Consider the following 18,935-nt stretch of genomic DNA (forward strand, 5'->3'; position numbering starts at 1 on the left):
ACCACCAGAAAGCCGCACCATGCTGATCCTGCTCCCGCCCTCCGAGACGAAGCGCACCGGCGGAGGCGCGCCCTACCGGGCCGAGGACCTGGCGCATGACGAACAGCTCGCGGGCACCCGTGCCGCCGTGCGCACCGCGCTCGAGGAGCTCTCGCGCGACGAGGAGCTCGCGGCGAAGGCGCTCGGGCTCGGCGTGAAGGCGCGGGGCGAGCTCGAGCACAATCGGGTGCTCGAGTCCTCGGGCGCGCTGGAGGCGATGGATCGCTACACGGGCGTCCTCTACGACGCGCTCGACGCGGTCTCGCTCGATGCCGATGCGCGCGACTGGATGCGCGAGCACGTGGCGGTGCAGTCCGCGCTCTTCGGGCTCGTGCGCGCGGGGGATCGGATCCCCGCCTACCGCCTGTCGGCGGGCAGCCGCCTCGCCGCGCTCGAGGCGCCGCTCAAGCGGAGCTGGATCCGCGCCCACGCCGACATGGACTGGGCGGCGCACGGATGGATCCTCGACCTGCGATCCAACGATTACGCCGCGCTCGCGCCGCTGCCCGAGGGCGTCGGAACCAAGCTCGAGGTGGCGCAGCGCAGCGCGGACGGGGCGGTCCGCGCGCTCAACCACTTCAACAAGACCGCCAAGGGCGACCTGGTGCGGCGCCTGGCGCGATCCGGTGCGGAACTCGACGGTCCGGAGGCATTCGGCCGTTGGGCGCTGGCGGAGGGGCTCGAACTGCAGCTCGGCGACCGGCCGGGCAGCGCGACCCTCGTGACCGAGCTCGGCGCACCTGCCGGGGTGACGGGCGGGGCGGGCTCCAAGCGGGCCGCACGGTAGGATGTTCGAGTGATTGCCGAGGAGAGACGTTGACCGAACGTGGGGAGAACGCCGTTCGGCGTCGCATCGGCTACCGCCCGGGCTCGGATCTCGAGATCGAGCTGTCGTGGCACGCCATCACCGACGTCGGGCGCCGACGCGAGGTGAACCAGGACAGCTATGTCGTGATCCCGCCGGTCTTCGCGGTCGCGGACGGCATGGGCGGCCACTCCGCGGGCGAGGTCGCATCGGCCGCGGTCGTGCGCAGGCTCGCCGAGCTCGGCGGTAACCGCACCGTCAGCGAGCGCGACATCGACGGCGCGCTCGAGGACGCGGTCGAGGACATCGAACTCGACGCGGGCGAGACCGATCTGGGTGCCGGCACCACGGTCACCGGCGTGACGCTGGGATCCTGCGCCGAGGAGCCCACCTGGACCGTCTTCAACATCGGCGACTCCCGCGTCTACCAGTACTTCAAAGGTGCGCTCAGCCAGATCACCGTCGATCACTCGGTCGTGCAGCACCTCATCGACACCGGCGCGATCACGCCCGAGGAGGCGGAGTTCCATCCGCACGCGAACGTGATCACCCGCGCCGTCGGCTTCAACGAGGCGCCCTCGCCCGACTACACGGCGCTCGCGCTGATCCCCGGGCAACGGATCCTCATCTGCTCCGACGGGCTCACCAAGGAGCTCACCGAGATCGGGATCCAGCACTTCCTCGCCACGACCGACACCGCGGAGGAAGCGGCGAAGCAGCTCGTGCACCACGCCATCGAGAACGCGGGCCGCGACAACGTCACCGTCGTCGTGATCGACGTGCACGCCGTGGGCGAGGCACGGGACACGAGCGATCTCGCGATCGCCGGAGTCTCCCTGGACACGGTCGTCGGGGAGAACCCCGCCGAGGTTCGGGCCGATGCCGAGGCGGCAGCGGCGACCGAGCTGGTCGAGACGGAGCCGGTCGAGGTCATGGGGATCGATTCCGACGCCGACGCGGAGGACGCAGTTCCCGCCGTGGGTGCGACGGGCTCGGACCCGGACGACGAGGGGCCCGACACGGTGCCCGTGCGCGTCCCGCTCGGCTGACTGGCTCACGCGCATAGCTTGTACGAGCCCATGCGGCTGGAGGGGAAGATCGTTGGCGTAGGCCGAATACGTGGCTCGGAGAGACAAAGAGCTTGGATTTGTGCTGCTCGGGACATGGATGGATCCCCGTCGCCGCTGCCCGATTATTTCTTGACAGCTGGTGGTCTTGCGCCGCGTAGCTTCTCTTCTCTGGATGGGATGAAGGGATTGCGAAGCACTAGTTCTACGTTGTCTTGCTCTGATTGGTTGCGGAGGCATCGAAAGGGGTAGCGAGAGTGGTGTCTTCGATTGAAGTGCTGGGAAGTTCGTTCTGCGACGCGAACCAACTTGCCGGACGTGTTCCCATGAGCCAGTCAGACAAACACTGAACAAATGAGGCTGCACGAGTTGTGATGAGGTCACCTGCTAGCGGCCATCCATCTTCATCTTCATTGTCGAGCGACTCGCCCACGACAGAAAGCTCGCGCATGATCCATATCGACACCGCTGCGTTTTCGGGCCCTAGCTTCACCGAAATTGTGCTCAGGGCGGATCCCGCTCTTGCACGCGCGAGAGCCCTCTCCTGCCTGCTACGAAAAGGAACAGCGTTCAGCTCATGCATTGCCTCCACCGCTCTCCCGATTCCCTCTTCCCAGCGGTCTCGCTGTCGGTCCAAATCGGCGCGTTCCATGACTTCTAGCTGAGCTCGAGTCGTCTCTCGGGTCTGCCGGGATACAACCCAGGCAGCGGTGACGATGGCGATCGCGGGAAGCAGGACATCTGTGAGTACTCCCCACAACAATCCGGGAACGCTGAAAGGCTGACTCCAGTCCCAAGTCCACATCACCTAATCATGTCAAACTCGGCTGTCTAACGGCAGGCTATTGGGCCTGGATCGAAATCGGGATTCTCCACTGATTCTCCTGGCATGACATGTTGTGGTTGCCGCCCCAGGCCTCTCCTCGTCTTTTGAGCGAGCAGCTCCGTCTGCTGGTACGGCGCTTGTTGAGACTGGTGAGGAGAATATGACTGCGCGGGAACGCCGAGAGCGGGCGCCCTCCGTAAGGAGTGACGCCCGCTCTCGACACGGGGGATCGCGGAGCTACGCGAGCTCGGCTGCGAACGCCTCGTCGAGCACGGACAGCACGTCGGCGGCCAGCGCGTCGGTGAGCTTCAGCGACGGCAGGAAGCGGATCACGTTGCCGAAGATGCCGGCGTTGAGCAGCAGCACGCCGGCCTGGGCCGCGCGGGCGATGACGCGCGAGACGAGCTCGGCATCGACGTCGAGCGTGCCGGGCTTCACGACCTCGATCGCCATCATGGCGCCCTTGCCGCGCACCTCGGCGATCACGTCGTACTTCGCAGCGAGGGCGCGCAGGCCGTCGCCGAGCACGCGCTCGATGCGCTTCGCCTCGGCGAGCAGGTCGGCGGACTCGATCTGCTCGAACACGGCGTTCGCGGCCGCGCACGAGACGGGGTTGCCGCCGAAGGTTCCGCCCAGGCCGCCGGGCTGCGCGGCGTCCATGATCTCGGCGCGGCCGGTGACCGCGGCGAGCGGCAGGCCGCCCGCGATGCCCTTGGCCGAGAGCACGAGGTCGGGCTCGACGCCGAACTGCTCGATCGCGAAGACCGTGCCGGTGCGGGCGATGCCCGACTGCACCTCGTCGGCGATGAACACGATGCCGTTCGTGCGGCACCACTCGGCGATCGCCGGCAGGTAGCCGTCGGCGGGAACGACGAAACCGCCCTCGCCCTGGATCGGCTCGACCACGAGGCACGCGAGATCCTCGGCACCGGCGACCTTCTCGAGGTAGGTGATGGTGCGGGCCGCGGCCTCGGCGCCCGAGAGGCCGTCGCGCAGCGGGTAGGAGTTGGGCGCCTTGTAGACGTCGCCCGCGCGCGGGCCGAAGCCTGCGGCGTAGGGAGCGGCCTTGTGGTTCATGGTCGCGGTGAGCATGGTGCGTCCGTGGTAGGCGTGCTCGAGCACGGCGACGCCGGGACGGCCGGTGAACTTGCGGGCGATCTTGACGCCGTTCTCGACGGCCTCGGCGCCCGAGTTGACGAGCACGGTGCGCTTCTCGCCAGCGCCCGGAACGTGCTTCGCGAGGTGCTCGGCGACGCGCACGTAGCTCTCGTAGGGGGTCACGGTGAAGAGCGTGTGGGTGACGCTCTGCAGCGCCGCGGTCGCGGCAGCGACCACTGCGTCGTCCGTGTGGCCGATGGTGGTGACGCCGATGCCGCCGCCGCAGTCGATGAACTGGTTGCCGTCGACGTCGACCAGGATCGAGTCGTGCGCGCGGTCGATGTAGACCGGCAGAACGCTGTGCACGCCCGGCGGGACGACCGCCCGGCGGCGCTCGTGCAGCTCCTGCGAGCGGGGCCCGGGGATCGAGGTTACGACGCGGCGTTCCTGGACGATGGTGTCATTGCTCATGGCTTCGATCCTACTCCGGGGTATCTCGACGTCGACCTACTCGGGGGCCGCGCCGCGCGGTACGCTCGCTGCATGATGGGGAACCACGAGTACGCGGTCGGCGTCGAATGGACGGGCAATCGGGGGACCGGCACCAGCGGGTATCGCGAGTACGGTCGGCAGGTGCTGCTGTACGGCACCGACAAGCCGCCGCTCGAAGGATCGGCGGACCCGACCTTCCACGGTGACGTCGATCGCTGGAATCCCGAGGAGCTGCTGGTGGCCGCTCTCGCGCAGTGCCACCTGCTGTCCTACCTGCACTCGGCGGTGCGCGCCGGGGTCGTGGTGACGGACTACGTCGATCGCGCCACGGGATCCATGCGGCAGCAGGGCGAGGGCGGCGGTTTCGTCGAGGTCGTGCTGCACCCCGAGGTGACGGTCGCCGATGCGTCGATGGTCGATGCGGCCCTGGCGGCGCACGCCGAGGCCGGCCGCAACTGCTTCATCGCGTCGTCGGTGAACTTCCCGGTGCGGCACGAGCCGGTCATCCGGGTCGCCGGCTGAGCCCGCCGACGGATGAGCGCGTCCGCTCCGTCCGTCCCGACTCCTGCGAACCGGATGGGCGTGCTATTCTCGCGGCAGCAGACATACTGATCATGTCAAGCGAGAGGATGCACGCGGTGCCGGTGAACCAGGACGGGGCGCCCCGAGCGGGACGCGAACTGCGCTATCAGCGCGTCTACGATCTGGTGACGGGGCTGATCGCCGACCAGGGGCTCGAGGCGGGCGCGAAGCTGCCCAGCACCGCGGAGCTGTCGGCGATGGCCGAGGTCAGCGTCATCTCGGTGCGCCGCGCGCTCGACGAGCTCGCTCACGACGGCATCATCGTGCGGCATCAGGGCGTCGGCACCTTCGTCGCGCAGCGGCGGCTGGTGAGCCAGCCCGGTTCGCCGGGCACGCTGCTCGGCACGATCTCGGACGGCGTCTCGCCCGTCGAGTTCAGCACCGAGCTCGTCGGGATCGCGGTCGGGCTCCCGGGCCCGGACCACGTGCGAGCGCTCGGCATCGAGAGCGGCCAGCCGGTGTGGGAGATCGCGCGCGTGCGCTCCCGCGGGGGCGTGCGCGCGGTCGCCGAGCTCGCGACGATCCCGCTCAGCCTGGCGCCCGCGCTCGACGAGGACCGCCTCGCGGCGGGCGAATCCCTCTACGGACTCATCGAGGAGCGCACGGGGATCACCGAGGCCTACGCCGAGCAGTTCTTCCAGGTGGACCGCCCGACCGCGTGGGAGCGCGAGCGGCTGGGCATCGGGGCCGACGACACGGTGATGCGGGTGCGCGGGGTGAGCTACTCCGACGACGACGTGCCGTTCGACTCCTACCTGCAGACCTACCGGGCCGACGATTTCGTCTTCTACGTCTCGGGCAAGCGCGGGCCGCGCCTGCTGCCGCCTCCGACCGGAGCCGGCCGCTGGGACGTGCGCCCGTTCGGCGCGCCGAGCGCCGATTGAGCCGCCGCTCGGCGTCCGGCAGCCGCCTCACGCCGCCCGGGCGGGGTCCGGGCTCGGGATGCTGTCGATGAGCAGTCGCGTATAGGGGTCCCGCGGTCGGTGCACGACCTCGTCGGGGGTGCCCGACTCGACGATCCCGCCATCCCGCATCACGATGATCCGGTCGGCGTACTCGGCCGCGGTCGAGAGGTCGTGGGTGATCATCAGGATCCCCATCCGCTCCCGCTCCTTCAGCTCCGCGAGCAGCCGCAGCACTCCGGTGCGCACCGACACGTCGAGCATGCTCACCGGTTCGTCGGCGAGCAGCAGCGCAGGGCGCAGCACCAGCCCGGCCGCGATCGCCACGCGCTGCCGCTGGCCGCCGGAGAGCTGGTGCGGGTAGCGGTCGATGAACTGCTCGGCGGGGGAGAGCCCGACCGCCTCGAGCGCCGCGAGCGCCCGTTCGCGGCGCTCGGCGCGGTCCCGGCAGGCGCGGAACACGAGCAGCGGCTCCTCGATGGTGTCGGCGACGGTGAACCGCACGTCGAGCGACTCGTACGGGTCCTGGAAGATCATCTGCACGCGCTCGCGGAGGCGCCGCCGGTCCGCGCGGCGGATCCCGAGCGCGGGGGCGCCGTCGACCGAGACCGAGCCGGTCGCTCCGGGCAGCATGCCCATGATCGCCTGCAGAGTCGTGGTCTTGCCGCAGCCGGACTGGCCGACGAGTGCGACGAGCTCGCCCTCGGCGACCTCGAACGACACGTCGGAGACCGCCCGCCGCGTCCCGCCCCGACCCGCGTACTCGACCGAGAGGCCCTCGACGGCGAGCAGCACGGGCGAGGGATCGGGAATCGGCTTCGCCGCCACCTGCGCGATGTCGGGCGTCGACTCGAAGAGCGTGCGCGTGTAGGGGTGCGCGGGTGCGCGATAGAGCTGTTCGACCGTGCCCTCCTCGAGGATCTCGCCGTCGCGCATGACGGCGGCCCGAGTGCAGCTCTGGGCGACCACCCCGAGGTCGTGGGTCACGAGGATCAGCGCGAGTCCGAGGCGTTCGGAGAGCTCCACCAGCAGCCGCAGGATCTGGTCCTGCACGACGACGTCGAGCGCCGTCGTCGGTTCGTCCGCGAGCAGCACCTTCGGTTCGCAGGCGAGCGCCATCGCGATCACCGCGCGCTGCTTCATGCCGCCCGAGAGCTCGTGGGGGAACCGCTGCTCGGTGCCTTCGGGCAGGCCGACGAGGTCCAGCAGCTCGCGCACCCGGGCGTCCTCCTCGCCGACGAAGCGCCGATGCACGCGGAGCGCTTCGAGGATCTGCCATCCGACGGTGTGCACGGGGTTGAACGCGCTCATCGCGCCCTGGAACACCATCGCGATATCGGTCCATCGGTGCGGGCGGACGGTGCGGTCGCCGCCGGCGATGATGTCGACGCCGTCGAGCAGCACGTGCCCCGAGACGGTCGCGTTCGCGGGGAGCAGTCCCAGCGCGGCGAGGATGGTCGTCGTCTTGCCGCACCCGGACTCGCCGACGAGACCCAGGCGCTCGCCGGGAGCGAGGCTCAGCGAGAGCCCCTTGACCGTCTCGTTCTCGGCGCCGTCATCGGTCCGGAACCAGATCCGGAGATCGCGGATCTCGAGCGCGGGCCGTGCCGCGTCCGTCGAGGTGGGGGTCATCGTCGCTCCTCCGTTCCGGCGGCGGGACCATCGCCCGCGCTTCGCTTCCGCGGCGCCGGTGCGGCGGCGCGTTCGAGATCGTCCGAGGCGCTCTGCCGCAGCGCCCAGGTGCGCAGCCCGAGGTGGGAGACGCGCAGGCGCGGGTTGAGCGCGTCCTCGATCGCTCGGCCCAGCAGATAGCAGCCGACGATGAGCAGCGCGACGGCGACGCCGGCCGGCACGATCGCCCACCACGCGCCCGTCGAGACGGCCGCGCGGTTGAAGGCGCGCTCCATGATCGTGCCCCAGGTGATCGCGTTCGGGTCGGAGAGGCCGAGGAACGCGAGGGCGGTCTCGTTGAAGATCGCGACGGTGACGGCGAGCACGGCGCTCGCCGCGAGCAGTGGGCCGAGCTGGGGCAGGATGTGCCGGAGCACGATGCGGAGGTGACCGGCGCCGATGGCCTCGACCCGCCGCACGTACGCGCGTTCGCGCAGGCTCTTGACCTGGGAGCGCACGATGCGGGCGGTGCTCGTCCACATCAGTGCGCCGATCACGATGATCACGTGGTCGAGGCTCGGCCCCCAGACCGCGGCGACCACGATCATGAGCACGATCTGCGGGATCACGAGGAAGTAGTCGGTGATCCGCATGAGCACGGTGTCGACCCAGCCGCCGAAGTAGCCCGAGAGGATTCCGACCGTCGCCCCGATGAGGATCGAGATCGCGGCCGCCGCGAATCCGACGAACATCGAGATGCGGCCGCCCTCGAGCACGAGGCTCAGCACGTCGACGCCGCCGTCGTCGCAGCCGAACCAGTGCGCCGCGCTGGGCGCTTCGAAGACCCCGCAGCTGACCTCGCGGCTCGAGTACGGCGTGAGGAGCGGCGCGAAGATCGACAGGAGCAGGAAGACGAGGATCACGGAGAGGCCGATGATGGCGCCCGGTTCGCGGATCGCGCGCCCGAAGGCGCCCCTGCGGCGGTTCTTGGGGCGTCGTCCGCGGGGGAGCGAGACGAGGGTGGTTCCCGGATGCGTCATGGTGGTGCCCTGGCCCTTCTAGTCCGAGACTCGCGGATCGAGCCACGCGTAGGCGAGGTCGGCGAGGTAGTTGAATACCACGACCGTGATCGTGATGACGAGGAAGCCGCCCTGGAGCATCGGGTAGTCGCGGTGCAGCACGGCTTCGTAGAGCGCGCGTCCGATACCGGGCCAGGAGAAGATGACCTCGATGAGGATCGCGCCGCTCACGACGCTGCCGAGCGCGAGCGCGATCATCGTGACGGTGGGCAGCATCGCGTTGCGCACCGCGTAGGCGCGGATGATCCGGCCGCGGGAGAGCCCCTTCGCCCGCGCGGTGAGGATGTAGTCCTCGCCGAGGGTCTCGAGCACCGAGGACCGCATGATGAGCAGGTTCTCGGCATAGAGGGTGAGCGCGAGCGTGGCGACGGGGAGCACGAGATGCGCACCGCGGTCGACGAACTGCTCCCACGGGGTCGCGAGTTCGGCGAACGGGTCGCTCATGCCGGCGGAGGGCAGCAGCCCGGCGAACGCGATGAGCAGCATCATGCCGAGGAACTGGGTGGGGAACGCGTAGAACGCGACCGACACGTTGGTCATGACGTGGTCGAAGGGGCTGCCGCGCCGGACCGCGCTCAGGATCCCGAGCAGGATCCCGATGGCGAGCGCGATCACCGTGCCGGTGAGCACGAGGGGCAGCGTATTGGCGAAGGCGTCGGCGAGGTTCGCGGTCACGGGCTGCCGATTCGCGTACGAGACCCCGAGGTTCCCGGTGAAGAGTCCCTTGAGGTAGAGCAGGTACTGCTCCCACATCGGCCGGTCGAGGCCGAACTCGCGGGTCAGTGCCTGCTTCAGCTCGGGCGAGGCGTTCGGAACGCGCGAGATGCGGGTCACGGCGGAGCCGGGCAGGACTCGGAACAGCACGAAGTTGAGGGTCACGGCCACGAACACGGTGACGATCGCGAAGATCGTTCGCCGCCAGACGTATCTCCTGCGGTGCATCTCGCCTCTCTTCCTCGAGGGGGCTGTGCGATCGAGAATCCGATCGCGAGGTCTTGTCACCTAGTATGCTCAGTCTACTAAGATAAGTGAAGTTGCAATTTCTTCCGTGTTGCCACCTCCCTCGACGATGAGAAGCAGGGGAACCATGAAACTGAGAAGACGTCTGCTGGCGATCGGCGCGGTGCTGGTCGCCGCCGCACTGGCGCTGACGGGATGCACCGGGAACAGTGCGAGCCGCAACGTGCTGCGAGTCGGCACCACCTCGCTCGTCGATTCGCTCAACCCCTTCGTCGCCGACTCCGACTACTCGAGCGTGCTGTTCCAGTACATCTACCCGCACCTCACCGAGTACGACGAGCAGTTGCGGATCGTGCCGTCCTTCGCCCGCAGCTGGGAGACCTCGGCCGACGGCCGGACCTGGACCTTCCGCACGGTGCCCGACGCGAAGTGGTCCGACGGGAAGCCGCTGACGGCCGAGGACGTCGCCTTCACCGCCAACATGATCCTGCGCTACAAGGACGGCCCCACGGGCATTCTCTCGGGCTGGGTCGCGCACCTCGAGCGGGCCGAGGCCCCTGACGCGAACACCGTCGTGCTCCACTACGCCTCACCCGTGGGCAACGTGCTCACGCAGATGCAAGCCCTGCACATCCTGCCCAAGCACATCTGGGAACCGCTCGCGACGGGGGACGGCATGCGCATCACCTCCTACGAGAACAAGGCGCCGCTCGTCTCGGGCGGACCCTTCACGCTCGACACCTACCGCAAGGATCAGATCATGCTGTTCTCGCGGAACCCGGAGTGGTGGGGCGAGAAGCCGAAGATCGACGGCTTCGGATTCCAGTTCTTCGCGAACGACGACGCCATGGTGACCGCGCTGAAGAGCCATCAGCTCGACATGATCGGACAGATGACGCCGCCGACTGCCGTCAAGACCCTGAAGCGCGCGGGCATGACCGTCGAGATCGGGCCGAGCGTCACGATCAAGAACCTCATCATCAACACCAACCCGAAGAAGCCGAAGCATCGCGAACTCCTGAACCCCGAGGTGCGCAAGGCGCTCGAGTACGCGATCGACCGCACCGAGATCGTCGATCAGACCTGGCTCGGCTACGCGCAGCCCGGATCCACCGTGCTGTCCCCGGCCTCCGGGTACCACGACCCCGCGATCACGGGCCTGCCCTACGACACCGCGAAGGCCAACGCGATCCTCGACGGCCTCGGATACGCGAAGGGCTCCGACGGGATCCGCGTCGCGAACGGCTCGCGCATGGACTACGAACTCGTGTTCCCCACGGAGGAGAACGGATCCGGGGATCGCGCGTTCCAGACGATCCAGCGCGGTTTCGAAGACATCGGGATCCGGCTCGTGCAGCGCAAGATGGATCCCGACGCCGCGACCGACGCCATCAACGGCCCCGACAACGAGTACCTCGACTACGACTTCGCGATGTGGAACTGGACCCCGCCGGTCGACCCCGACTTCCTGCTCAGCACCCTCACCTGCGCCTCCCGCGGCCACAACTCCGACAGCGGCTACTGCAACCCCGAGTACGACCGGCTCTACACGCTGCAGGGGACGCAGATCGATCCCGCGGCCCGACGTGCGACGATCGACCGCATGCAGCGGATCCTCTTCGACGACCGGCCCTACGTGGTACTCACCTATCCCAAGGTGATCGAGGCGCACGACCCGGCGTGGACGGGATTCGTGCTCTCGCCCCTCGTCGGCTCGATCAACAACCTGTCGACCCAGACGCTCATCCAGGTGCACCGGACGAAAGGCTGAACCGTGCAGATCGAACTCGTCGTCCTCCCGGATCCCGAGCGGACCGACCCGCTGAACGAGCCGGCTGCGGCCGGACTCGAAGCGCTCGCCGCCGCGCTCGGTGCGGAGCCCGCGAGCATCACCGACTGGCTCTCCGCGGCGAAGGGGGAGGCCGAGCACGCTCGCGCGGTCGTGCCCGCTCCCGATGGCCCGCACCTCGTGATCGGGGTCCGCGCCGAATCGCCGCACCGGGGTCCGGGCGCCCCGTCCGGCGCCTCCCGGGCGTGGGCCTCGGGGCTGGCCCTCGGCGGGCTGGCGGCCGAGGTCGCCGACGGATCGCCCGCCCGCATCTGGTGGGAGCGGGGCGAGCCCTCGCTCGACGAGGCGCTCTGGCGCGGGGTCCGGATCGGCGAGCAGCGTCCGGGGTCGCCCGAGCGCGTCGCGCCCGAGCCGGTCTTCGCCGTCGGCGAGCCGGTGCCGAACGATTGGAGGCGCCGGGCCGATGCGATCCGCTGGGTCCGCGAGCTCGTCGAACTGCCGCCGAACCTCCTGGGCCCCGCCGAACTGGCGCAGCGGATCGTCGAGTACTGCGGTGAGAACCCCGCGGTCGAGGTGGAGGTCTGGGACGCGGTGCGGCTCGGTCGTGCCGACTTCGGCGCGGTGCTGGCCGTGGGCGGCGGCAGTTCCCGGCCGCCCCTGGTCGCGCACCTGAAAGTGCCGGGGGATCCCGCGCTGCCGTCCATCGGGCTCGTCGGCAAGGGCATCGCATTCGACTCCGGCGGTCTCAACCTCAAGCGGGACGCCGGCGAGATGTCGTGGATGAAGTCGGACATGGCCGCCGCGGCGACCGTCGCCGCCGCGATCCGGCTCGCGGCGGACGAGCGCGGAGCGGGGTCCGGCCCGACGATCGAGGCGATCCTCCCGCTGTGCGACAACGCGGTCTCGGGCTCATCGGCCCGTCCGGGCGATGTCGTGCGTCATCCGGGCGGGGAGACGACCGAGATCGTCGACACCGATTGCGAGGGCAGGCTCGTGCTGGCCGACGGCCTCTCCTGGCTGCGGGAGGCCGGGCACGACTCCCTCATCGACGTGGGAACGCTGACCGACGGCGGCGCGGGGCTGCGGCGGACCGGGATCTGGTCGAACGACGAGGAGCTGTCGGCGCGCGTGGTCGCCGCCGGCGAGCGGGTCGCGGATCCGGCCTGGATCCTGCCGCTGCCCTACGGGGAGGGGGCGGCGCTGGAGTCGCGGGTGGCCGATTCGCGGAACGCCCCGCTCGACCGACCGGATACCGGACGGCACGCGGCGGCCTATCTCGCACGATTCGCGGGCTCGCGCCCGTGGGCGCACCTCGACATCGGCGGTACCGCCTACCTGGAGTTCCCGATCGCCGGGTTCGGCGAGGGGCCGACCGGCGCCGGTGCGCTGATGCTCGCGGAGCTGCTCGCGCACGATGGTGTCGCGCATCGGAGATGACTCGCTTCCTTCTCAATGCATACTTAGTATGATAAGTTGATCGCATTCGGAACCGACGACTCGTCCCTCCCCGTGAAAGGCATCGATATGGACCTCACCTTCGCCTCGGCGTTCTCCGACCGCACCCCGCGCTCCCGCGAGCTCTTCGAGCGGGCCAAGCTCACGATCCCCGGCGGTGCCGGCAGCACCGCACGCCTGCCCCGCAACGGGTGGAATCCCTACCCGCTGTTCATGGAGCAGGGGCTCGGGTCCCGCATCACCGACGTCGACGGCAACGAGTACGTCGATTACCTCCTCGGACTCGGCCCGGACATCCTCGGGCACCGGCACCCCGTCGTCACCGAAGCGGTGACCCGGGCGATCACCGAGCACGGCACGAGCTTCGGTCTGCCGTACGAGCTCGAGATCGAGGCCTCCGAGAAGGTCGTGGCGACCGTGCCCGGCGTGGAGCAGGTCCGCTTCGCGAACTCCGGCTCCGAGGCGGTCGGTCAGGCGGTCCGCATCGCCCGCGCCACGACGGGGCGGCGCATCATCGTGCGCTTCGAAGGGCTGTACCACGGCTGGCAGGACAGCGTGTACTGGTCGAACCACGTCGACCTCGACCAGGCCGGTCCCGCCGACCGTCCGCGCCCCGTCGCGATGGGGCTCGGCGTCCCCGCCGAACTGGGCGAGACCCTCGTCGTGCTCACCTGGAACGATGCGGAGAGCTTCGTCCGGCTGATGGAGGAGCGCGGTGAGGAGGTCGCGGCCGTCATCACCGAACCCGCCGTGCTCAACACCGGCTGCATCCTGCCCGAGCCCGGCTACCTGGAACTGCTGCGCTCCGAGACGCGGAAGTACGGTGCGATGCTCATCTTCGACGAGGTCATCACCGGATTCCGCATCGCCCGCGGCGGCGCGCACGAGTACTACGGCGTGATCCCCGACCTCACCACCTACGCGAAGGGCATCGGCGGCGGCTTCCCGGTCGCGGCGATCGGCGGCACGAAGGAGGCCATGCGCCTCATCGCCGACGGCACGTACTCGCACTCGGGCACCTACAACGCCAACGTCGTGCAGTGCGCCGCGGTGTCGGCGACCATGGACCTGCTCGCGGAGCCCGGCCTGTACGAGCGGCAGCGCGCGCTCGGCGACCGGCTGGCGCGAGGGCTCGAATCCATCGCCAACGACAACGGCATCGACGCCTACGTGACCGGTCTCGGTACCGTGTTCCAGCTGTGGTTCGCCGACGGCCCGATCAAGAACTGGCGCGACGCGGTCGCCCATACCCGCGAGGGCGTGTTCACCCGCTGGTACGAGGAGATGATCGTGCGCGGGGTGCTCTTCCACCCGCTGCAGTTCGAGAACCTGTTCGTCTCGCTGGTGCATGATGATCGTGACATCGACGACACGCTCGAAGCGGCCTCGGGGGCCATGCGCGTGCTCGCTCGGGAGTTCGCGAAGGCGTGAGGCGGAGGGGCTGACGGTATGGCAGGCGGACGGGCGATCGCGATCGGTCTCGATCTCGGCACCTCGAGCGCGAAGGCGCTCGCGGTGGACGCGGCGACGGGGCGGGTGCTCGCGCGGGTGCGGCGCCCGTACCCGACCTCCCGCCCCGAACCCGGGGCGGCCGAGCAGGCCCCGGGCGACTGGATGGCCGCGGTGGTCGGCGCGCTGGGGGAGCTCGCGCAGGCGACCCCCGCGCAGGAGTGGATCGGGATCGGGCTGTCCGCGATGCTGCCGACGCTCGTCTGCCTCGACGAAGCGGGCGAGCCCGTGGGGCCGGCGATCGTCTGGGAGGACATCCGTGCGGAAGTCGACGCGCGCGAACTCGCGGAGCGCCATCCCGGGGCCACGGCGTACGCCCGCACCGGGCAGCACCTCGACGCCCGCTACCTGGTGCCCATGCACCGCCGCATCGTGCGGCAGGATCCGGAGGCGGCCCGCCGCATCTCCCGGATCGCGGGGGCGAAGGACTACGTGTTCGCGCGCCTCACCGGACACCTCCTCACCGACCCGAGCACCGCGGTGGGCTCAGGGGTGAGCGCCGTCGCGGACGGTGTGCACGCCTCTGGCGATTGGCCGGAGCTGCCGGAGGTGCGTCCGGCGACCGAGACGCGGGGGCTCGTCGAGGGGGTGGCCAGACTGGTCGGCGCGCCGAGCGGGATCCCGGTCGCGCTGGGCGCCGCGGACTCGGTGCTGGGCGCCGTCGCGCTCGGAGCGAGACCGGGTCGCGACGTCGCGATCATCTCGGGCACGAGCACCGTGATCCTGGGGACTCGGACGAGCCCCGAAGCGGATCCCGGCGGGCGCTCGCTCGTGACCCCGCTCGCCGACGGCGGATTCGGCTGGGAGATGGATCTCGTGGCGACAGGGTCGGCGTTCGCCTGGCTGGCGGACCTGACCGGCGCGTCGTCGGTGGAGGCGCTGCTCGCGGAAGCCGGATCGGTGCATCCCGCAGAAGCACCCGAGACTCTGCCGTACCTCGGACCGGGGGAGCAGGGAGCGCTCTGGGAGCCGGGGCTCTTCGGCGGCTTCGCCGGCCTCACGCTCGGGAGCACCCGCGGCCAGCTCATGCGCGGACTCTTGACGGGGATCGTGCTCGAGGCCCGCCGCTGCATCGCGGTGATCGATCCGCCGGCCGACGGCAGGCTCCTCGTCGCGGGGAGCTCGGCGCGGTCGCCGCTGCTGCTGCAGGATCTCGCGGACGCCTGCGGGCGAGCCGTCGAGGCCGACCTGCTCGAGACCGACCACTCGGCGCTCGGAGCGGCGGATCTCGTCGCCTCGACCTGCGGCTTCGCCCCCGGATCCCGCGGGCACGGCGATCTCCGCCGGTTCGAGCCGCGGCGCGAACTCGAGGAGCTCTGGCGCGGGCTGGCGGCCCGGCAGGAGCGCGCGATCCTGCGCGAGCGGGAGCGCGTCGCGGGGGCGGGCCGATGAGCGGGCTCGATCGCGGCCTCGAGAGGGCGCTCGCCCGGGGCGAGGAGTTACTGCTCCGAGCTCCCGTGGCCGGCGGCACGGTGGCGATCCGGACCTCGGATGGGGAGCGCGTGGCGGCGTTCGGCACCGCGGGCCCCGGCGGGCCTCCGATGCCGGTCGACGCCCGCCTCGAGATCGGATCGATCTCGAAGAGCGTCGCCGGGCTCGCCGCGGCCCGGCTTGCGGTCGAAGGGCGGATCGACCTCGACGCGCCCGTGCGCGCGCTCCTGCCATGGCTGGAGCTGCCGCTCGGTGCCGGCGAACCGAGCCTGCGGCACCTGCTCGGGCACACCGCCGGCTGGATCGCCGGGAGCGATGCGCTGCCCGGCGAACGGGCGCAGGCCCTGGCGCTCGGCGAGACCGTCGCCGGGAGCCGGCCCGGCGCGTTCTTCCACTACAGCAACATCGGGTACGTCGTGCTCGGTCTGGCGCTCGAGGCCGCCTGCGGGCGGCCGTACCCCGAGATCGCGCGGCGGCTCGTGCTCGAACCGCTCGGCATCGACGGCGCGGTGACGAACCTCACGGGAGCCCGGCGCGGCGAGCTCTGCCGGGGGACCGTGCCGCTCCGGGACGACGCGCCCTGGCGCCCGGCCGACGGGATCGCCGAGGCGCCGTGGCTCGAACCGGCGGGAGCGGACGGCAACATCGCCGCGACGGCCGGCGAGCTGCTGCGCTTCGCTCGAGCGCTCACGGATCCGGGATCGTTCGCGGCTTCCGCGCCCTGGCTGCCGGAGGCCGTCGCCGTCGCCTCCGCACCGTCGGCGCCGAGCGGCGAGGGCGTGCTCGACGTCGGTCCGCACCTGCCCGCGCCGGGGGACCGCTACGGCTTCGGGATCAACGCGGAGCCGACCGCGCGCGGAACGGTGCTCACCCACGGCGGCGGCATGGCCGGTTACGGCGCGTTCCTCGTCGCCCACCCGGAGGCCGGGATCTCGGTCGCGGTGCTGCTGAGCGGGCCGGGGGAGCGTCCGTACGCCGAACTGCTGGCGCGCGAATGCCACGCGGTGGCGGTCGGCGCGGATGCCGCGCCGGGCGGCGCGGATCCGATCGGGGCCCTGCAGGTGCCCCGGGTGCCGCTCGACCTCGATCCCGTGAGCGCGGGAGGCGTCGCCGGCACCTACCGGAGCTACAGCCCCTGGGTGCCCCACCTGGAGGTCGGTCGGGATGCCGGAGGGCGTCTCGTGCTGCGCGCCTATGCCGGAGTCGAGGCGCCGACCGAGGACGTGCCGCTCGTGGCGCTCCCGGGTGAGGGCGCGCGGACGTTCCGGGTCGGCTCGGATCCGAGACTGCCCGAGCGGATCCGCTTCGAGGGGGTGATCGACGGGGTCGCACACGTGCTCGTGCGCGACGGGGGCCGGTTCGCGAGGGTGGTCGATCGCTGAGCGGATCGCACCCGGCGCGACGGGGCTGGCCAAAGCCGTATTTGGGTGTTAGTTTCTGATCACGACTCGATCCCGGAAATTTTCCCCAGCACTGGCGCTGGCGGTACTCATGCTCCTGGGCGGCAGCGCCGCCGCCGCGGCCGACGACGTCCGCTCGACGACCGGCCTCGTCAAGTGGGTCCGACAGGGCTCCGACTACGGCTACGACCCCGCCCAGCCGGTGCACTACACCTCCGCGTCGACCGAGCAGGTCATGATCCCCGACATGTACGAGACCCCGCGGAGCGAGTTCCGGGCCGCCTGGGTGCCGACCGTGAACCAGATCAGCGTGGCGAAACCGCAGGATCGGAGCGACTTCCAACGCCAGTACAGCGGGATCCTCGACCGCTTCGACGCGCTGAAGCTCAACGCGATGATCTTCCAGGTGCGACCCGCGGGCGACGCCTGGTATCCCTCCGCGCTCAACCCCTGGTCGCAGTACCTCGCACCGGCGCAGGGCCAGGATCCGGGCTACGATCCGCTCGCCTGGATGATCGAGCAGACCCACGCCCGGAACATGGAGTACCACGCCTGGTTCAACCCGTTCCGGGTCACCGCGACGCCGATCACCACCGCCTCCGTGCTGGCCGCGCTCGACCTCACCGCGGACGAGGCCCGGAGCCTCACCGCCGCACAGGCGGTCGCACGGTACGCCGAGAAGGGGCTGCTGTCGGCCGACAACTACGCCGTCGCGCACCCGGAACGGGTGCTGCTGTTCAACGGCATGCTGCTGCTGGATCCGGGTCTGCCGGAGGTGCGCGAGCACGTCGTCGCGAGCGTGCTCGAGGTGGCGGAACGCTACGACGTCGACGGTGTGCACCTCGACGACTACTTCTACCCCTACCGCACCGCGACGACGTTCGGCGATGCCGGAGAGGATCGCGCGACCTTCGAAGCCCACGGGCTCTCCGCGGGGTACGCCGATACCGCGGACGGGATCGCGCAGTGGCGGCGCGACAATGTGACCGCGCTGATCCGCGGCATCCATGATGGGATCGAAGCGGTGAACGCCGAGCGGGGGACCCGGATCGAGTTCGGCGTCAGCCCGTTCGGCATCTGGGAGCACCGATCCGTCGACCCGCGCGGATCGGACACTCCGGCGTCCTCGTCCTCGACCTATTCGAAGGCCGTGTTCGCGGACACCTACCGCTGGGTGAAGGAGGAGCTCGTCGACTACATCGTGCCGCAGCTCTACTGGAGCTTCGACCAGGCGGCAGCTCCCTACGGTGAGCTGGCCCGCTGGTGGGACGGCGTGGTCGCGGGCACCGACGTCCGGCTCTACATCGGGCACGCGAACTACAAGCACGTGCAGAACGGGCCGAGCGACCCCTCCTGGACCAACCCCGACGAGATCCCGAACCAGGTGCTGTTCAACCAGACCCTCCCGAACGTGAGCGGTGACGTCTACTACGGCTACAACGATCTGATCCCGAGCAGCATCACCGGGCTCGACGGTGCGGTGCTCGCCGCCGCGCAGGCCAAGAACGGCTTCATCGAGCGCGTGTTCGGCGGTTTCTACGCGGACCGGGTGCCCACGCCGGCCCAGGCTGAACGGGCCACTCCGACGCCGAGTCCGAGCCCCACGCCGAGTCCGAGCCCGACCGCTCGGCCGACGGCGACGCCGTCCGCACCCGGGGGCGCGAACTCGGGGAGCGCGGGCGGCACCGCGGGCGCGGGTTCGGTCGAGGCCGGGCACCCGGACGGGCGCGGCACCGGAGCGCTGGCGAGCACGGGGGCACCGGATCCGGCGCTCGGAGGAGCGCTCGCCGCGCTCGGGCTGGGAGCCGGGGCTGCGCTGCTCCTCATCTCGCTGCGGCGCCGGCGTTCGCGGGTCGCGGCCCGCTGACGGGATGGGTTCGCGGCCCGGCC

At 70.5% G+C, this 18,935-nt stretch carries 14 protein-coding genes; 10 read left to right on the top strand and 4 right to left on the bottom strand.

Annotated features, from left to right (window positions below; all coding sequences use genetic code 11):
• Window positions 1-19 precede the first annotated feature (19 nt).
• Window positions 20-826: a YaaA family protein gene (locus tag ABD169_RS12320; RefSeq protein WP_344032618.1), complete on the top strand. Its 807-nt coding sequence runs from the start codon at window positions 20-22 to the stop codon at window positions 824-826.
• Window positions 827-855: 29 nt separating this feature from the next.
• Complete coding sequence (locus tag ABD169_RS12325; protein ID WP_344032619.1) at window positions 856-1,893, top strand: PP2C family protein-serine/threonine phosphatase; 1,038 nt, start codon at window positions 856-858, stop codon at window positions 1,891-1,893.
• Between the two features lie 1,081 nt (window positions 1,894-2,974).
• Here ABD169_RS12325 and gabT read toward each other — a convergent pair.
• Window positions 2,975-4,306 (bottom strand): 4-aminobutyrate--2-oxoglutarate transaminase, encoded by a 1,332-nt coding sequence (gene gabT / locus ABD169_RS12330; protein WP_344032622.1) that lies wholly within the window; start codon window positions 4,304-4,306, stop codon window positions 2,975-2,977.
• A 72-nt stretch (window positions 4,307-4,378) separates the two neighbouring features.
• Between gabT and ABD169_RS12335 the strand changes: the two genes are divergently transcribed.
• Window positions 4,379-4,849, top strand: a complete 471-nt coding sequence (locus tag ABD169_RS12335) for an OsmC family protein (RefSeq protein ID WP_046454606.1) — start codon at window positions 4,379-4,381, stop codon at window positions 4,847-4,849.
• A gap of 92 nt (window positions 4,850-4,941) precedes the next feature.
• Window positions 4,942-5,793, top strand: coding sequence for a GntR family transcriptional regulator (locus tag ABD169_RS12340; RefSeq protein ID WP_084820990.1), 852 nt, complete (start codon window positions 4,942-4,944; stop codon window positions 5,791-5,793).
• Between the two features lie 27 nt (window positions 5,794-5,820).
• On the opposite strand, the gene ABD169_RS12345 is transcribed toward ABD169_RS12340, so the two are convergent.
• Genes ABD169_RS12345 through ABD169_RS12355 form a run of 3 tightly spaced genes read right to left on the bottom strand, consistent with a single transcriptional unit; the run spans window position 5,821 to window position 9,443 of the window.
• Window positions 5,821-7,443, bottom strand: coding sequence for a dipeptide ABC transporter ATP-binding protein (locus ABD169_RS12345; protein WP_344032625.1), 1,623 nt, complete (start codon window positions 7,441-7,443; stop codon window positions 5,821-5,823).
• Entirely contained in the window at window positions 7,440-8,462 is a 1,023-nt protein-coding gene (locus ABD169_RS12350; RefSeq protein WP_344032626.1) for an ABC transporter permease, read from the bottom strand. Before ABD169_RS12350 ends, ABD169_RS12345 begins: the two co-directional genes overlap by 4 nt.
• 18 nt (window positions 8,463-8,480) lie before the next feature.
• The gene (locus ABD169_RS12355) at window positions 8,481-9,443 is read right to left on the bottom strand and encodes an ABC transporter permease (RefSeq protein ID WP_046454603.1); all 963 of its coding nucleotides are present in this window, start codon (window positions 9,441-9,443) and stop codon (window positions 8,481-8,483) included.
• Window positions 9,444-9,588: 145 nt separating this feature from the next.
• On the opposite strand from ABD169_RS12355, the gene ABD169_RS12360 reads away from it, so the two are divergent.
• From ABD169_RS12360 to ABD169_RS12385, 6 genes are all read left to right on the top strand, one after another.
• The gene (locus tag ABD169_RS12360) at window positions 9,589-11,232 is read left to right on the top strand and encodes an ABC transporter substrate-binding protein (RefSeq protein WP_344032629.1); all 1,644 of its coding nucleotides are present in this window, start codon (window positions 9,589-9,591) and stop codon (window positions 11,230-11,232) included.
• A 3-nt stretch (window positions 11,233-11,235) separates the two neighbouring features.
• Window positions 11,236-12,687 (top strand): M17 family metallopeptidase, encoded by a 1,452-nt coding sequence (locus ABD169_RS12365; RefSeq protein ID WP_344032631.1) that lies wholly within the window; start codon window positions 11,236-11,238, stop codon window positions 12,685-12,687.
• Between the two features lie 36 nt (window positions 12,688-12,723).
• The gene (locus tag ABD169_RS12370) at window positions 12,724-14,136 is read left to right on the top strand and encodes an aspartate aminotransferase family protein (RefSeq protein WP_344032633.1); all 1,413 of its coding nucleotides are present in this window, start codon (window positions 12,724-12,726) and stop codon (window positions 14,134-14,136) included.
• A gap of 18 nt (window positions 14,137-14,154) precedes the next feature.
• Entirely contained in the window at window positions 14,155-15,606 is a 1,452-nt protein-coding gene (locus ABD169_RS12375; RefSeq protein ID WP_344032635.1) for a xylulokinase, read from the top strand.
• Window positions 15,603-17,027, top strand: a complete 1,425-nt coding sequence (locus ABD169_RS12380) for a serine hydrolase domain-containing protein (RefSeq protein WP_344032637.1) — start codon at window positions 15,603-15,605, stop codon at window positions 17,025-17,027. The genes ABD169_RS12375 and ABD169_RS12380 overlap by 4 nt, the downstream gene beginning before the upstream one ends.
• Window positions 17,028-17,136: 109 nt before the next feature.
• Window positions 17,137-18,912: a glycoside hydrolase family 10-like protein gene (locus ABD169_RS12385; RefSeq protein ID WP_344032639.1), complete on the top strand. Its 1,776-nt coding sequence runs from the start codon at window positions 17,137-17,139 to the stop codon at window positions 18,910-18,912.
• Window positions 18,913-18,935: the final 23 nt, after the last annotated feature.

Source organism: Leucobacter iarius, assembly GCF_039530105.1.
In the GTDB taxonomy this organism is placed as follows: domain Bacteria; phylum Actinomycetota; class Actinomycetes; order Actinomycetales; family Microbacteriaceae; genus Leucobacter; species Leucobacter iarius.

Coding starts and splice junctions, on each gene's coding strand:
- ABD169_RS12320 (WP_344032618.1), top strand. CDS start 20: ATGCTGATCCTGCTCCCGCCCTCCGAGACGAAGCGCACCGGCGGAGGC.
- gabT (WP_344032622.1), bottom strand. CDS start 4,306: ATGAGCAATGACACCATCGTCCAGGAACGCCGCGTCGTAACCTCGATC.
- ABD169_RS12335 (WP_046454606.1), top strand. CDS start 4,379: ATGATGGGGAACCACGAGTACGCGGTCGGCGTCGAATGGACGGGCAAT.
- ABD169_RS12340 (WP_084820990.1), top strand. CDS start 4,942: ATGTCAAGCGAGAGGATGCACGCGGTGCCGGTGAACCAGGACGGGGCG.
- ABD169_RS12345 (WP_344032625.1), bottom strand. CDS start 7,443: ATGACCCCCACCTCGACGGACGCGGCACGGCCCGCGCTCGAGATCCGC.
- ABD169_RS12350 (WP_344032626.1), bottom strand. CDS start 8,462: ATGACGCATCCGGGAACCACCCTCGTCTCGCTCCCCCGCGGACGACGC.
- ABD169_RS12355 (WP_046454603.1), bottom strand. CDS start 9,443: ATGCACCGCAGGAGATACGTCTGGCGGCGAACGATCTTCGCGATCGTC.
- ABD169_RS12360 (WP_344032629.1), top strand. CDS start 9,589: ATGAAACTGAGAAGACGTCTGCTGGCGATCGGCGCGGTGCTGGTCGCC.
- ABD169_RS12375 (WP_344032635.1), top strand. CDS start 14,155: ATGGCAGGCGGACGGGCGATCGCGATCGGTCTCGATCTCGGCACCTCG.
- ABD169_RS12380 (WP_344032637.1), top strand. CDS start 15,603: ATGAGCGGGCTCGATCGCGGCCTCGAGAGGGCGCTCGCCCGGGGCGAG.
- ABD169_RS12385 (WP_344032639.1), top strand. CDS start 17,137: ATGCTCCTGGGCGGCAGCGCCGCCGCCGCGGCCGACGACGTCCGCTCG.